Below are 14,816 nucleotides of genomic sequence, written 5' to 3' on the forward strand. Positions count from 1 at the left end.
ATGAAAAAATTGTGGACGCGTCCAAAGCAAATGCAGGGCTCTGTCGGAGAAGATTCGGATCGGACTGACGAGCCTCTTATCATTGATGCCGAAGGCAATGTTACTGAATCGGAGAACAATAAGCAATCCGCGGTCAAACAGACCCAAAACTTGGCGAAAGAGGACAGCATAGCTACCGAATTTGATGCTTTAAAAAAGATACTGGAGCATAGGGTTGGGCTGCATACCAGCTTTGATGTTGTATTTCGTGAAATGGTGTTTGGCGGAAAAAAAGCAGGAATATTTTATTATAATGGTTTTGCCAAGGACAACGTGCTTACGATGGTGCTCGACCGTTTGTCTACGGCGGAGCACGTTAGTGATCATGCCAAGGATGAAGCGATTACGGATATTCCGATTCAGCATGAGGTCGGTCACTCTGCGGGACAGGACACGATTCAGCTCTTCATGGACGCTTTGATACCTCATATTCAGGTGAAGCAGACGGACAAATTGAATGAAGTTATCGATGAGGTGGCGATGGGAGCTACCGGATTTTTCTTTGAAGGGTCCGCGGCAGCTATTGTTGTTGATGCCAAAAGCTTCCCGGTCCGTTCGACAGAGGAGCCTGATTTGGAACGGGTTGTACGGGGATCACGTGATGGCTTCGTGGAAACGCTGCTCACCAATGTGACGTTGGTCAGGCGCCGGATTCGTGATCCGCGTCTCAAGCTTGAAATGCTGCGTGTCGGGCGTCGAACTCATACGGATGTGTGTATGGCCTACATCGATGATATTTGCGACCCGGCTTTGGTAGAAGCAATTCGTGATAAAATCAATCAAATCCAGGTTGAAGGTCTGCCTCTGGCTGAAAAACAGCTGGAAGAAGCCCTTGTGGGCAAAAGCTGGAATCCGTATCCGATGGTTCGGTATTCGGAACGTCCAGATGTCATTGCGGTTCATCTGCTTGAGGGACATGTTACTTTGTTTGTGGATACTTCGCCAAGTGTCATTATATTGCCGGCAACCTTTTTCCATCATGTGCAGCATGCAGAGGAGTATCGCCAAACGCCTATGGCAGGAACATACCTGCGTTGGGTCCGATTTCTTGGAATCGCCGCTTCACTGTTTTTACTGCCCCTCTGGTTTTTGCTTGTGAGCTCGCCTGAGCTGAAGCCAATCGGAATGGACTTTATCGGTCCGCAGGAAGCCGTAAAGCTGCCGCTGTTGGTGCAATTTTTAATAGCCGAGCTCGGGATAGATCTGATGCGAATGGCTGCTGTGCATACTCCTGCGCCGCTTACAACAGCAATGGGCTTGGTGGCTGCGGTATTGGTCGGAGAAGTAGCGGTTAAGACGGGGCTGTTCGTCAATGAGGTGATCTTATATCTGGCTGTTGCCGCCGTAGGCACGTTCGCTACACCGAGCTATGAACTTGGGCTCGCCAATCGATTGACTCGACTGATGCTGCTGATTGCTTCTGCAATATGGAAAGTTCCGGGTTTCGTCATCGTTTCTACGGTTTGGGTCATCTATCTGGCGACACGAAGATCGTATAATGCCCCTTATTTGTGGCCGTTCATACCTTTTAACGTAAAGGCGATGCGGGAAATTGTTCTTCGCAGGCCATTCCTTGCTGTCAAGACCAGAATGAGTTTAACCAAGCCTGCGGATAGCACCAGACAGCCATAAGCGAGGTGGGCTCAATACATATTGTCAGCTCATGCCCCATTATGGTATTTTAGATATAATGTCAACGGGGAGAGGGAAATTAAATATGTATTTGCATGGAACGAGTACAATTAACGATTATGGGCATTTGCAAGTTGGTGGATGCGATACAACAGATCTGGTAGAGCGCTTTGGCACTCCGCTGTATGTTATGGATGAAGCATTGATCCGTCAAAGATGCCGTGAATATGTAGAAGCTTTTCGCGAAACAGGCTTGAAATTTCAGGTTGCCTATGCAAGCAAAGCATTTTGTGTGATGGCCATGTGCCGCTTAGTAGAAGAAGAGGGAATGTCATTGGACATTGTGTCTGATGGGGAACTGTATACAGCACTTCAGGCCGGATTCCCAGCCGAACGGATACATTTTCATGGAAATAACAAGACGCCTATGGAAATTGAAATGGCCATTGATGCAGGGATTGGCTGCTTCGTTGTCGATAATTTGGTGGAGCTTCATATGTTGAATGCCATTGCGGGGCAGAAGCGTCAGAGAGTGAATATTTTATTCCGTATTACACCTGGCGTTGAGGCTCATACGCATGAATATATTTCTACAGGTCAAACGGATTCGAAATTTGGATTGGATTTGGATAACGGGTCTGCCTACCATGCCATTGAGGAAGCCACCAAGCTCCCTTATATCAAGCTGTTGGGCGTCCATTCACATATCGGGTCGCAAATTTTTGAGGTGCAAGGATTTCAGATGGCTGTTGATAAAGTTATCGGCTTCGCGGCTAAGGTTCGTGATGAGCTGAACGTTGTTTTCTCCGTAATTAATTTGGGGGGCGGGTTTGGTATCCGCTATGTCGAGGGTGATACGCCGCTGCCGATTTCTCAATATGTCAAAGCAATCGCTGAATCGATTAGCAGCAACTTTAGCCGTTATGATTACCCAACACCGGAAATCTGGGTGGAGCCAGGCCGCAGCATCGTTGGAGATTCAGGGACAACCTTATACACGGTAGGTACGCACAAGGATATCCCGGGCGTCCGTAAATATGTAGCTGTTGATGGGGGTATGACCGATAACCCGCGTCCTGCCTTGTATCAATCCCGTTATGAGGCCATGCTTGCGAATCGGGCTACTGAGAAGGAAGAAGAGCTTGTATCGATAGCCGGCAAATGTTGTGAGAGCGGAGATATGTTGATTTGGGATGTTACGCTTCCTGAGGTTCAGTCTGGAGATATCTTGGCTGTATCCTGCACGGGTGCTTACAATTACGCAATGGCCAGCAATTATAACCGGATTCGCCGTCCCGCAGTCGTATTTGTGAATAATGGTGAAGCCGAGGTTGTGGTTGAACGCGAGTCGTATGATAACATTGTCGGCAATGACCGTATCCCGGCGAGAATGAAGCAAACCACAAAGTCCTTGTAGTCTAGCATTTGTGCAGAGCTGCAGGATGTAGTACAATAAAACACATTGAACAGGAAGATCACAAAGGAGTGTACATGTTACATGTCAAAACAAGCACAAATCAAACTTGCCAATGGCGGCGAAGTCGTTATCGATTTATTTGAAAAAGATGCCCCTAACACAGTAGCGAACTTTGAAAAGCTAGCAAATGATGGTTTTTATGATGGCCTCGTATTTCATCGTGTAATTCCTGGTTTTATGGCACAAGGTGGTTGTCCTACGGGTACAGGCACTGGCGGCCCAGGCTACAAGATCAACTGTGAAATCAATCCAAACAAGCATGAGCGTGGAACACTGGCTATGGCGCATGCAGGCCGTAATACAGGTGGAAGTCAGTTCTACATCTGCTATGGTCCACAACCGCATCTGGATGGTCAACATACCGTATTCGGTAAAGTGACTTCAGGTATGGAGCTTGTTGACCAATTCAAAGGCAGAGACCAAATGGAATCCGTCAAAGTGGTAGAAGTTTAATTGCTGCCCAAGCATTGCTTATTTGAAGCTATAGCCGAGTCCCCCTCAATCTAGAAGGGGCTCGGCTTTTCTTGTTTGGAAGCGATTTGAATAAATGATCCTATTCTATCATGTAAATGACTTCCATATATGCTATATTGACAAGGATTGTTAGTAGTTGAGAAGGTGAGGTCAATCACATGGATAAAGCGAAATACATAGCTTCAATTGAACATGTGGACGGTACGGTCAAGACCATTAAAGAGATTTCAATTTTTTGTGATCCATCCACATCACCGAATGTTGGAGATTTTATTCAGGCATTCAAGGAGCAAGGCATGGATATGGAGCTTAAGGATTATATCAATATGGTATTTGTTCCCGTGGACCGAGCCAGCAATGATCATGTATCGATTCGTATTATCCGAACTTTCAAGGATTTGACGTACCACGTAAATAAAAGAAAATAAATCTGTGTAGATCAAAGTTTTAACATACTAACTGTTGCAATTTCACGAAAATGATGTTAAAATTCTGTCAAAGTATTTTCCAACCTACTTAGTAGGAATTCTAACAACATAATCAAGATGTTTTCCTTCGGGGCGGGGTGAAATTCCCCACCGGCGGTGATATGAGACGCTTAACAGCGTTTTGTTCAGTCCGTGACCCGTGGGCTTCAGCTTTATTGCTGCAGTCACCGGTGGACTTGGTGAAATTCCGAGACCGACAGTATAGTCTGGATGGGAGAAGGGAAAACGTGGACACTGGTATTTGTCGTGGGTTGTTATGAAACCAACTGCAGCATGATATGAAAAATAGGTTTAGGGCCTGTTCAATTTGTGTTGCCTTGGAACATTCAATCGCGTAGATGCGCTATCACTCTGCGTTTTTTTCGTAATTCTTTCACAAGCCCCTTCTGTAGAGAAGAGGGCTTTTTTTGTTAACCCAATAGCAATTTGGCAGGGAAGTGACTTTGATGGAGCTGTTGAATGATGAATATTACATGCGGCTTGCGATTCAGCTTGCTGGGGCTGCAGCAGGCCAAACGGGAATTAATCCGGTCGTAGGCTGCGTGCTCGTCAAGGACGGCAGGATCGTTGGAATGGGTGCTCATCTCAAACGGGGAACGGCTCATGCTGAAATTCACGCTTTGCAGATGGCCGGGGCTGAAGCAGAAGGGAGCACAGCCTATGTTACCTTAGAGCCCTGCAGCCATTTTGGCATCACGCCACCCTGCAGCGACCGACTTATTAAAGAAAAGGTGAAACGTGTCGTTGTGGGCAGCGAGGATCCCAACCCACTGGTAGCTGGAACCGGGATTGAACGTTTGAGACAGCATGGTTTGGAGGTCGTAACGGGGGTGTTAGCCGAAGCGTGCCGGGAGCTGAACGAGACGTTCAATCATTTCATCGGTTCCAAACGCCCGTTCGTCACGATGAAGACGGCCAGCACACTGGATGGCAAGATTGCCTCCAGGACGGGGGATAGTAAATGGATTACGAATGCGGAATCTCGCACTCATGTTCATAATTTACGTCATCGTCACCAAGCGATTATGGTTGGTATAGGCACCGTTCTTGCAGATGATCCCTTGTTGACGACACGACTGGATGTACCTGCGCTGCACCCGATTCGGCTCATTGTCGATTCTACCTTGCGGCTGCCGCTTGATTCCAAGGTAGTGACGGATCGTACCGCAGAGACACTTGTCCTGACAACAGAGAATGCTTCAGAGTCATCCAAACTGCGGCTTGAAACGGCTGGTGTGACCGTCATTTCATGTGGCAGCGGGCCTCAAGTGGATCTGAGCAAGGCAATGGAGCAGTTGGGTGGACGCGATATCGCATCGATTTTACTCGAAGGCGGCGGCACACTGAATGGTGCCATGCTGCAACAGCAGCTGGTTAACAAGGTTCATTTGTTCTTCGCACCCAAAATTATTGGAGGCGGCCGTCAATCACTGGATACGATGCCCTTTGCAGGATTTGATCGTATGGAGGAAGCTATCCGCTTGGAACGTACTACGATTCAACAGTTTGGTGAGGATGTTTGCGTGACTGGATATCCACGCTACAGCAGCGAGGTGAGGTAAGATGTTTACAGGTATTATTGAAGAAATTGGCAATATGAGAAGTATTTCACGGCAGGGGCAGGCGATGATATTGAGCATTGGTGCCAGCCGTATCCTGGAGGATGTTCATCTGGGAGACAGTATTTCTGTCAATGGTGTTTGTTTGACCGTCGTGAAATATGATGGCTCATCGATTACGGTCGATGTCATGCCGGAAACGTTCCGACGAACGACACTTAGCAAGCTTCATACCGGTGATCCAGTGAATCTGGAGCGTGCGATGGCGGTGGGCGGACGTTTTGGTGGTCATATTGTTCAAGGACATGTGGATTCGATAGGAACGATTACTAGCAGAACGACCGATCAAAATGCGGTTGTCTACGAAATCGAGCCGGAGGATACAGCTATTTTGAAATATATGATTCCCCATGGCTCGATCACCATTGATGGTATTAGCCTAACGCTAGTGCAAGTAACCGATCAACGATTTACGGTCTCCATCATTCCACATACACTAGCGCAAACGGTGCTCCAGCATAAGAAACCTGGTGATGAAGTGAATCTGGAGGCTGATGTATTGGGCAAATATATGGAGAAGCTGCTGGGCTTTCGTACACATGGCGGAGGCTCAGAGAATAAATCTAGTAAGCTAACAGCTGCGTTTTTGGCGGAGAATGGATTCATGTAAGCAAACATAGAGAGGTGGGAGTGGGAAATGACAGTACCTATTCAATTTAATACTATCGAGGAAGCTATCTACGATTTGATGTTGGGTAAGGTCATTATCGCTGTTGACGATGAGGACCGTGAGAACGAAGGAGATTTCATTGCACTAGCGGACAAGGCGACTCCCGAGATTATTAATTTTATGATCAAGGAAGGACGCGGATTGGTGTGCGTGCCTATTACCGAGGAGCGTGCCCAGGAGCTGGAGCTGCCGCCTATGGTTTCGAGAAATACCGACTATCATGGAACAGCATTTACTGTCTCGGTAGACGGGGCCGATACGACAACGGGAATTTCCGCTACCGAGCGCTCCATGACCGTAAAAGCACTTATTGATCCAAGCTCAAAGCCGCATAGCTTTCGTCGACCTGGACATATCTTCCCCTTGATTGCCAAAGCAGGTGGCGTATTGCGCCGCACCGGTCATACCGAGGCTGCTATCGATCTGGCTCGTATGTGCGGCTCTTATCCGGCAGCGGTCATTTGCGAAATTATTAAAGAAGATGGAGAAATGGCGCGTGTTCCGGAATTAATGGAATTTAGCCAAAAGCATGATATCAAGATCATCACGATCAAAGATATGATTCACTATCGCAATCACAAGGAGAAATTGGTAAACCGTGAGGTTGAGGTCAAGCTGCCAACGGACTACGGTGTGTATAAAGCCATAGCGTATTCCAACGCTGTCGATCAAAAAGAGCATGTAGCGCTTGTTAAAGGTAAGATCGATGGCTCGGTGCCGACTCTGGTTCGTGTTCACTCGGAGTGCTTGACGGGCGATGTATTCCATTCCCACCGCTGCGATTGCGGACCTCAGCTGAACGCGGCGCTTAAACAGATCGATGAAGCGGGTTCCGGTGTGCTGCTGTATATGCGTCAGGAAGGTCGCGGCATCGGCTTGATTAACAAGCTGAAGGCTTATGTCCTGCAAGAAGAGGGTTTGGACACTGTGGACGCGAATATTAAATTGGGCTTTGCGCCTGATTTGCGTGAATACGGCATTGGCGCCCAAATATTGAAGGACCTGGGCTTGCAAAAGATTCGCTTGCTGACGAACAATCCTCGTAAAATCAAAGGCTTAGAGGGTTATGGTCTGGAAGTTGTAGAACGGGTACCGATTCAAATGCAGGAAAATGAATCCAATGCGAGCTATTTACACACGAAACATGAAAAATTAGGACACTTGCTTGATTTTCAAATCTAATAAAAAATGATAAATTGAAAGGATGTTAATCATCATGACAAAAATTTACGAGGGACATTTAGTTTCAGAGGGTTTAAAATACGGAGTTGTTGTTGCCCGTTTCAATGAATTTATTACAGGCAAGCTGCTGAGTGGCGCTTTAGATGCATTCAAACGCCATGGAGCGACTGAAGACGAGGTTGAGGTTGCATGGGTGCCAGGAGCTTTCGAAATCGCTCTGATTGCCCAAAAAATGGCCGAAAGCGGTAAATACGATGCCGTCATCACCCTGGGTGCAGTTATTCGTGGTTCCACACCGCATTTTGATTATGTGTGCAGTGAAGCAGCCAAAGGCGTTGCCGCGATCAATCTCAAAACCGGTGTACCGACGATTTTTGGTGTATTGACTACTGATTCGATTGAACAGGCGATTGAGCGCGCGGGCACCAAGGCTGGCAACAAGGGCTGGGAAGCGGCTGTAAGTGCAATTGAGATGGCGAATTTGACCAAACAGTTCTCCTAATATACAATTCAATACGAGCCTGAACGTTTGAACGGCTGCTAACATTTTAAGGGGGAACGACGGTTGGACAAGGTTACGTATAAGCTTGACAAGTTTGAGGGCCCCCTTGATTTGTTGCTGCACTTGATTGATCGATCCGAAGTTGATATCTATAATATACCTATTAAAGAGATTACCGACCAATATATGAGCTATCTCGATACGATGCAGGAGCTGGAGATGGAGCTGACGAGTGAATTCTTATTAATGGCAGCTACACTTCTGTCCATCAAAAGCAAGATGTTACTGCCAAAGCCTCCTATCATTGAGATGGACGATTATGACGATTACTTGTTCGACGAGGATTACGATCCGCGCTCTGAGCTGGTTGAAAAACTGATCGAATACCGCAAATATAAAGCGATTGCCGACCATTTGCGTGACAAAGAACTTGAACGCAAGCTTATCTATACCCGTGAGCCTGAGGACTTATCACCCTATATTCATCAAATCGTCGAGAATCCGGTTAAAGGACTCGGAGTTACGGATCTAGTAAATGCATTTCAGAGGGCTATGCAGCGTATGGCCAGCAGAAACATGGTTACCAAAATACGCAAGGATGAAATATCGGTCAAAGACCGAATGAAAGATGTAGTAAGGTGGTTAAAGGAAGCGGACGGCAAAATATTGTTTTCCAAATTAACCGATGGTGATTATTCGCGGGAAAGTATTGTCACTACCTTTTTGGCATTACTGGAGCTCATGAAGATGAAAATGATCGTGTGCTATCAGCACCGATTTTTCGAGGATATCGTCATACAGGCAAGAGAGGAAGGAAAGGCGGATGGATTTTCAACAGATGAAATCAGTTATTGAAGGCTTGCTATTTGTCGCTGGAGACGAGGGTCTGGATACCAAGCAGCTTGCTGAGGTGTTGGAACTTAGTACGGATGTTGTGCGTAATTTGATAGGGGATCTGCAAGGAGACTTACGGAACAGCAAGCGAGGTTTGCAAATTGTTGGGCTCGCCGGAACCTACCAATTAACGACGCTTCCAGCCCATGCGCCATATTTTGAACGGCTTGCCTATTCTCCTTCACGCTCATCTTTGTCACAGGCTGCTTTGGAAACCTTGGCAATAGTCGCTTACAAACAACCGATAACCCGGGTGGAGATCGAAGAGATTCGTGGTGTCAAGGCTGAACGAGCGTTGCATACACTCGTGGCCAAGGATTTAATCAAGGAAGTCGATCGTGCAGACGCTCCTGGTCGACCGATATTATATGGAACCACAAAGCCGTTTCTGGATTACTTTGCACTGGGTACGATTGAGGAGCTTCCGGAATCTTCGCTGTTCCAGAACGATGACAATTTGGAAGAGGAGACTCGCCTGTTGTTCAGTAAACTGGACAATGGGGAAAGGCATCAAATCTCCTTTGATGATGTAACCGAAAGTGAATAATATTGATCGACGAGGCACCTGGAATGATTTAATCAAATAGGGCTATACTAACTCCTGGAAAGAAGCTTAAGCTTCTGCGATAAGGGGTTTTTTGTTTTTTCAGGCTGTAATATTAAAAATGAGGGGTGAGCGATATTGAATTATTGGATTATAGCTGCTGTGATTATTGCGGTAGTGGCGCTTCTCTCAAGTCCCATTAGATGCCGGTTAACGATTGTAAGAGAAGCACAGGATGATGATATCACGTTTGATATTCATGGGCTGTACGGGATGCTCAAGAAACGAATCGCGGTTCCTTTTATCCAATTTAAAAATTTTGTCGAGGGTGTTAATGTAGAGGCTGCATATATCGATAAGAAGGAACATCAAGTGATCAGTGTAAAAGAAGAGAAAATTACCAAGCGCAGTATTAAAGAAAGTTTTAATAATGCATTAGAGCTGCTTAGGAACTGCTTTCAATTTCACGAATGGCTGACGATCACGTTAACCCACGTCAAGTGCATTCAATTTGACTGGAAAACCTCTGTCGGTATTGGCGATGCACCGGAAACGGCTATGGCCACCGGTATGATATGGGGATTAAAATCGACGATGCTCGGTTTTTTGTCCCGCTACATTAAGCTGGATGCACGACCGAAGCTGCAAGTTATACCGCAGTATAACCAGACCCGATTTTCCACCGAGGTATTGGTAAAGCTGCAAATAAGCATGTGGTTCATCCTTATTGCCGGGATACGTTTATTGACAAGGATTCTCAAAATAAAAGGCGGTTTGAAGACGTGGCGAAGAGTGTTGTTTAAAGCTTGAAGGGCGAGTTTGCTTTACATAGTAATACCGCTTTTCGGTTAAGCTATACTTGCGTTGATTTCCTTATGTTTGAGGAATCCAGTACACAACAAGGAGGCACAACCAATGATGACAGAGCATCCCATACAAGGTCTTATGAAGACGGCAATGGAAAACATTAAGGAAATGGTCGATGTCAACACAATCGTGGGGGATCCGGTGGAAACTCCCGATGGTAGTGTGATTATGCCGATATCAAAAGTCGGCTTTGGCTTCGCGGCAGGTGGCAGCGAGTTCGGACAAGAAGATTCCGCATCGGGTAATTCGTCGGGAGCGGGCCGTCACGATGGAGCGAATGCACAGGTTTCACTTCCGTTTGGCGGAGGCAGCGGTGGAGGCGTATCAATCACACCTATTGCTTTTCTGGTCGTAGGTAAGCAAGGTGTCAAAATTGTTCCATTGGACAATCAAACGCATTTGCTGGAAAGACTGATTGATGCAGCACCTAGTGTTGTCGATCGTATTCAAAGCATGATGAAGGGTGGACTGAATTCCACTACCCATAATCAGGCTGGAAGCGGAACGATAAGTGTAACGAATCCATCGGACAATCCAAACTATATTGTCTAAAGCTTGCTTTATTATTCAATAGGTCCACAGCCTTATACCAAGATCTATAAAGAGCTGCTCATCGTAATGATGGGCAGCTTTACCTATTTATTGAGGAAAATAGATTGCTCTTTTTGCAGGTTTCTTTTATATTTATTTTATCTGGATTTAATGAAAATTTTGAGAGAATTTGATGAAAGAGGTTTTCTTGGTGCGGTTATTGCCTACACGGTCTTGCAGTCCGGGAATGAAGCTTGCTAAATGTATTTATAATGAAGACGGGCTTGTTTTATTAAATGAACGTGTTGAACTGACCCAAGCTTTAATTAATCGGCTGCAGCAATTTGGAGTCGACTTTGTTTACATTCAAGATAGGGATACCGATGATATCGAAGTTGAAGACGCGATAAGTCAAGAAACGAAAATGAAGGCATTGGCCGAAATCAAAACCCAATTCAGAAAAGCGATGGAAGAGAACAGCAAAAGTAAATTTTCAAAAAATGCGTTTATGGGCAGAGCATTTGGCAATGTGATCAAAATGATCATGCAAGATTTGGATTCGCGTGAAGGTACGCACATCATGCTGTTGAATATGAATGTTCTGAATAATTATGTATTCAACCATTCGCTTAACGTATGTATTTACGCGACGATGCTTGGAATGGCTAACGGTTACAATCGTGAAGAAATTGCTGTGCTTGGCATGGGTGCACTGCTTCATGATATCGGTAAAACGCAAATTAATCAGGATCTTATCAAAAAGCCGGGCAAGCTGTCGCCTCAGGAATTTGCCGAGGTCAAGATGCATGCGGAGCTCGGTTATCGGCTGCTAAAAGACGAGCCTAACATGCCTTTGCTGGCTGCTCACTGTGCGTTCCAGCACCATGAGCGGGAAAATGGCAGTGGTTATCCAAGAGGAATCAAAGGCAATGAGATTCATGATTACGCCAAGCTGATCGCCATCATAGACAGCTATGATGCCATGACTACACATCGTCCGTATCGATTGGCTATGCTGCCGCATCAGGCGATGGAAATTTTGTTCTCGGGTGTGGAAACTTTATATGATTATAAGAAGGTTGCCTTATTTCGGGATAACGTGGCTATTTATCCACTTGGACTCAGTGTCAAGCTGAGCACAGGCGAGAAGGGTGTTGTTGTGGTTATTAATCCTGCCATCCCGCAGCGACCTACTATTCGCATCATGGAGGGTGCGGATGGAGAGAAGATTACACAGCCTTATGAGGTAGATTTATCGAAGCAGCTAACCGTATTTGTTAGTGAAGTAGAGATGCCGTGAATACTGCAATTATATCGTAGTCCATCTAGATCCTTAAGGACCTGCAAAGTCCTGAGGGTCTTTTTTGTGTTCCGCAAATGACGGGGAGCTGTGGCTTTTGAAGAGGACATATAATGGGACAGGACCCGCATATACATGTACAAGATCGGTATGTCCATAATTGAACCTATGTTGGCAGGAGGACCCTTTTATGAAAAAAAACGTTGTGCTCTTATTGTTGCCGGTGCTGCTGGTAACGATATGGGCCCCATCACCCGCACTGCAAGCCGCCCCAGCAATTTCGACCCACGCGGAGACGGCCGCCTTAATTGATGTACGCTCGGGCCGGGTATTGTACAGCAAACAGGGCGACAAGCAGATGCGTATCGCCAGCTTGACTAAAATCATGACGGCGATTGTAGCTGTGGAACAGGGGAAGCTATCAGATTCAGTGAAGGTGGGCAAAAATGCTTTTGGAAAGGAAGGCTCTTCGATTTATTTGAAGCTTAATGAAGAAATGAGCCTGCACCATTTGTTGTATGGGATGATGCTGCGTTCAGGCAACGATGCGGCAACGGCGATTGCCGAGCATGTTGGAGGTACCGTTGAAGGTTTTGCGTATCTGATGAATGAGAAAGCACGAATGATCGGGATGGAGCATTCTTCGTTCAAGAATCCATCCGGACTGGATGAGGAGGGACATTATTCAACCGCAAATGATATGGCCAAATTGGCCGCATATTCCCTGCGCAATCCGCAATTTCAGGAAATTGTAAAAACCAAGCTCAAGAAAGCTCCCAATCCAAATGAAGCATGGGATTACACATGGTTGAATAAGAACAAAATGCTGCAGCTCTACGATGGAGCCGATGGGGTGAAAACAGGCTATACCAAGCTGGCTATGCGTTGTTTGGTTTCTTCGGCAACCCGCGGCGGACAGCAGCTGGCGGTGGTCACCTTGAATGATGGGGATGATTGGGCCGATCATGCCAAGCTGCTGGACTACGGCTTCGCCAACTATCCGCTGCTGCCTTTAGTTAATAAGGGTGATGTGATCGAAGGGACAGAGTGGGTAGCAGGTAAAGAGTTCCTGTATCCAACACAGGAATCCGAACAGGGACACTATTCGTATCGGGTGGAGTTAAATGATGCCAATTCGCCAAGCTTTCGTCTGGGTGATGTGGGCAGGCTGGTTTATACACTAAACGGCAAGGAAATCGGTGGTGTTCCATTGGTCCCGAAGGATAGCCCGAGATTGAAGCTGAAGGAGCGTTCTGCATTTTCATTTGATCAGTCACAGTCGGCTGCAGCTTCTTATGCAGAAAAATGGCTGTTTATCGTTCAATTTATAGTCCGTACTTTATTCACCGGACGTGTTGGATAATCATCCGAGATGGGGGTTGACCTATGGTTAATTTTATCTGGTTATTTTTTATTGTTGCCGGTGTTGGCGTCGCCGCGGCGCAAGGGAATATTGAGCTGGTTACACAGGCGACCTTTGATGGTGCGAAAAGCGGGGTCACCGTATGCTTTGGCTTGATTAGCATCATGGTATTCTGGCTTGGGATCATGCGTATTGCCGAGGATGCGGGATTACTGAAGCTGCTGGCTTCTTTGCTGCGTCCAATCGTTCGGTTCCTGTTTCCAAGTGTACCTAAGGACCATCCGGCTCTGGGCTATATCATGTCGAATATGGGGGCGAATATATTGGGGTTGGGTAATGCGGCAACACCGATGGGGATCAAAGCGATGCAAGAGCTGCAGCTGCTGAACAGCAATAAAGAGACAGCGAGTCCGGCTATGTGCACACTGCTGGCTCTGAATACGGCGAGCATTACCTTGATCCCGACAACATTGATCGCGATTAGAATGAACTTCAATTCCTTGAACCCGGCCGAGATTGTCGGGACAACGTTAATGGCTACTTTTGTGTCCACCCTCGCGGCTATTTTTGTGGATAGATGGTACCGCGCACGCAATTCCATACAGCACTAATGTCAACAACCGATAGGAAGGGATGATTCCGTTATGTACGCCTTCGTTAATCTGATATCAGCCTGGGCGATTCCAATGATCATTGTGTTTATACCCCTCTATGCCTTGTATCGTAAGGTACCCGTTTACGAATCCTTTGTGGACGGGGCTAAGGATGGCTTTGATACCGCGATCCGAATCATCCCGCATTTGGTAGGCATGATGGTAGCAATCAGCATATTCAGAGCTTCGGGTGCCATGGAGCTGATGACCAATTGGGTGAAACCTTTTTGCGAAATGATAGGTATTCCAAGCGAGGTGCTGCCGCTGGCTATTTTACGTCCGATAACGGGGGCAGGATCACTTGCCTTTACCACCGATCTGCTGCAGCAGTTTGGCCCCGATTCCATGGTCGGGCGTATAGCATCCACGATTCAGGGGAGCACCGATACTACGATGTATGTGATTACTGTCTACTTTGGGGCGATAGGCATCCGTAAAGCAAGCTATGCGCTAAAAGTGGGATTGATCTCGGATGCAGTCGGGTTCGCTGCTTCCATTTTTATTTGTTATTTGGTATTTGCTTAGAACTGACACAGATTTTCGCCTGAGCAACTTGTGATTTCTCTGTAGGATGAGTATCA

At 46.6% G+C, this 14,816-nt stretch carries 16 protein-coding genes and 1 riboswitch; all 16 genes read left to right on the top strand.

Translation table 11 applies throughout. The features are described 5' to 3' along the window. Window positions 1–30 precede the first annotated feature (30 nt). The 16 genes from NST47_RS14205 to NST47_RS14280 all read left to right on the top strand — a co-directional run bounded on the left by NST47_RS14205 (window position 31) and on the right by NST47_RS14280 (window position 14,760). The gene (locus NST47_RS14205; RefSeq protein ID WP_445667463.1) at window positions 31–1,671 is read left to right on the top strand and encodes a spore germination protein; all 1,641 of its coding nucleotides are present in this window, start codon (window positions 31–33) and stop codon (window positions 1,669–1,671) included. A gap of 85 nt (window positions 1,672–1,756) precedes the next feature. Further along, the gene (gene lysA / locus NST47_RS14210) at window positions 1,757–3,088 is read left to right on the top strand and encodes a diaminopimelate decarboxylase (protein WP_341155739.1); all 1,332 of its coding nucleotides are present in this window, start codon (window positions 1,757–1,759) and stop codon (window positions 3,086–3,088) included. Between the two features lie 81 nt (window positions 3,089–3,169). Next, entirely contained in the window at window positions 3,170–3,601 is a 432-nt protein-coding gene (locus NST47_RS14215; RefSeq protein WP_076227749.1) for a peptidylprolyl isomerase, read from the top strand. A 179-nt stretch (window positions 3,602–3,780) separates the two neighbouring features. Further along, entirely contained in the window at window positions 3,781–4,050 is a 270-nt protein-coding gene (locus NST47_RS14220; RefSeq protein ID WP_076227746.1) for a hypothetical protein, read from the top strand. 119 nt (window positions 4,051–4,169) lie between these two features. After that, window positions 4,170–4,336: riboswitch (FMN riboswitch) on the top strand. Between the two features lie 220 nt (window positions 4,337–4,556). Beyond that, a complete protein-coding gene (gene ribD / locus NST47_RS14225) occupies window positions 4,557–5,672 on the top strand; it encodes a bifunctional diaminohydroxyphosphoribosylaminopyrimidine deaminase/5-amino-6-(5-phosphoribosylamino)uracil reductase RibD (RefSeq protein WP_341155740.1) in 1,116 nt (371 codons plus the stop codon). 1 nt (window position 5,673) lies between these two features. After that, the gene (gene ribE / locus NST47_RS14230; protein ID WP_341155741.1) at window positions 5,674–6,339 is read left to right on the top strand and encodes a riboflavin synthase; all 666 of its coding nucleotides are present in this window, start codon (window positions 5,674–5,676) and stop codon (window positions 6,337–6,339) included. A gap of 27 nt (window positions 6,340–6,366) precedes the next feature. Continuing rightward, on the top strand, window positions 6,367–7,581 hold the full coding sequence (locus NST47_RS14235; RefSeq protein WP_076227708.1) for a bifunctional 3,4-dihydroxy-2-butanone-4-phosphate synthase/GTP cyclohydrolase II: 1,215 nt from the start codon (window positions 6,367–6,369) through the stop codon (window positions 7,579–7,581). A gap of 34 nt (window positions 7,582–7,615) precedes the next feature. Next, window positions 7,616–8,083 (top strand): 6,7-dimethyl-8-ribityllumazine synthase, encoded by a 468-nt coding sequence (gene ribH / locus NST47_RS14240; RefSeq protein ID WP_076227705.1) that lies wholly within the window; start codon window positions 7,616–7,618, stop codon window positions 8,081–8,083. A gap of 63 nt (window positions 8,084–8,146) precedes the next feature. Beyond that, the gene (locus tag NST47_RS14245; RefSeq protein WP_341155742.1) at window positions 8,147–8,938 is read left to right on the top strand and encodes a segregation and condensation protein A; all 792 of its coding nucleotides are present in this window, start codon (window positions 8,147–8,149) and stop codon (window positions 8,936–8,938) included. After that, on the top strand, window positions 8,907–9,524 hold the full coding sequence (scpB, locus tag NST47_RS14250; protein WP_341155743.1) for an SMC-Scp complex subunit ScpB: 618 nt from the start codon (window positions 8,907–8,909) through the stop codon (window positions 9,522–9,524). The genes NST47_RS14245 and scpB overlap by 32 nt, the downstream gene beginning before the upstream one ends. A 135-nt stretch (window positions 9,525–9,659) precedes the next feature. After that, window positions 9,660–10,331, top strand: coding sequence for a DUF2953 domain-containing protein (locus tag NST47_RS14255; protein ID WP_341155744.1), 672 nt, complete (start codon window positions 9,660–9,662; stop codon window positions 10,329–10,331). A 108-nt stretch (window positions 10,332–10,439) separates the two neighbouring features. Beyond that, window positions 10,440–10,940, top strand: coding sequence for a GerW family sporulation protein (gene ytfJ / locus NST47_RS14260; protein WP_076228361.1), 501 nt, complete (start codon window positions 10,440–10,442; stop codon window positions 10,938–10,940). Window positions 10,941–11,166: 226 nt separating this feature from the next. Beyond that, window positions 11,167–12,219, top strand: a complete 1,053-nt coding sequence (locus NST47_RS14265) for an HD-GYP domain-containing protein (RefSeq protein ID WP_341155745.1) — start codon at window positions 11,167–11,169, stop codon at window positions 12,217–12,219. A gap of 190 nt (window positions 12,220–12,409) precedes the next feature. Further along, on the top strand, window positions 12,410–13,582 hold the full coding sequence (locus NST47_RS14270; RefSeq protein ID WP_341155746.1) for a D-alanyl-D-alanine carboxypeptidase family protein: 1,173 nt from the start codon (window positions 12,410–12,412) through the stop codon (window positions 13,580–13,582). Window positions 13,583–13,605: 23 nt separating this feature from the next. Then, window positions 13,606–14,193: a nucleoside recognition domain-containing protein gene (locus NST47_RS14275; RefSeq protein ID WP_076227692.1), complete on the top strand. Its 588-nt coding sequence runs from the start codon at window positions 13,606–13,608 to the stop codon at window positions 14,191–14,193. Window positions 14,194–14,226: 33 nt separating this feature from the next. Next, the gene (locus NST47_RS14280; protein ID WP_076227690.1) at window positions 14,227–14,760 is read left to right on the top strand and encodes a spore maturation protein; all 534 of its coding nucleotides are present in this window, start codon (window positions 14,227–14,229) and stop codon (window positions 14,758–14,760) included. Window positions 14,761–14,816: the final 56 nt, after the last annotated feature.

The sequence above is a fragment of the Paenibacillus sp. FSL H8-0034 genome (assembly GCF_038000305.1).
Taxonomy (GTDB): domain Bacteria; phylum Bacillota; class Bacilli; order Paenibacillales; family NBRC-103111; genus Paenibacillus_S.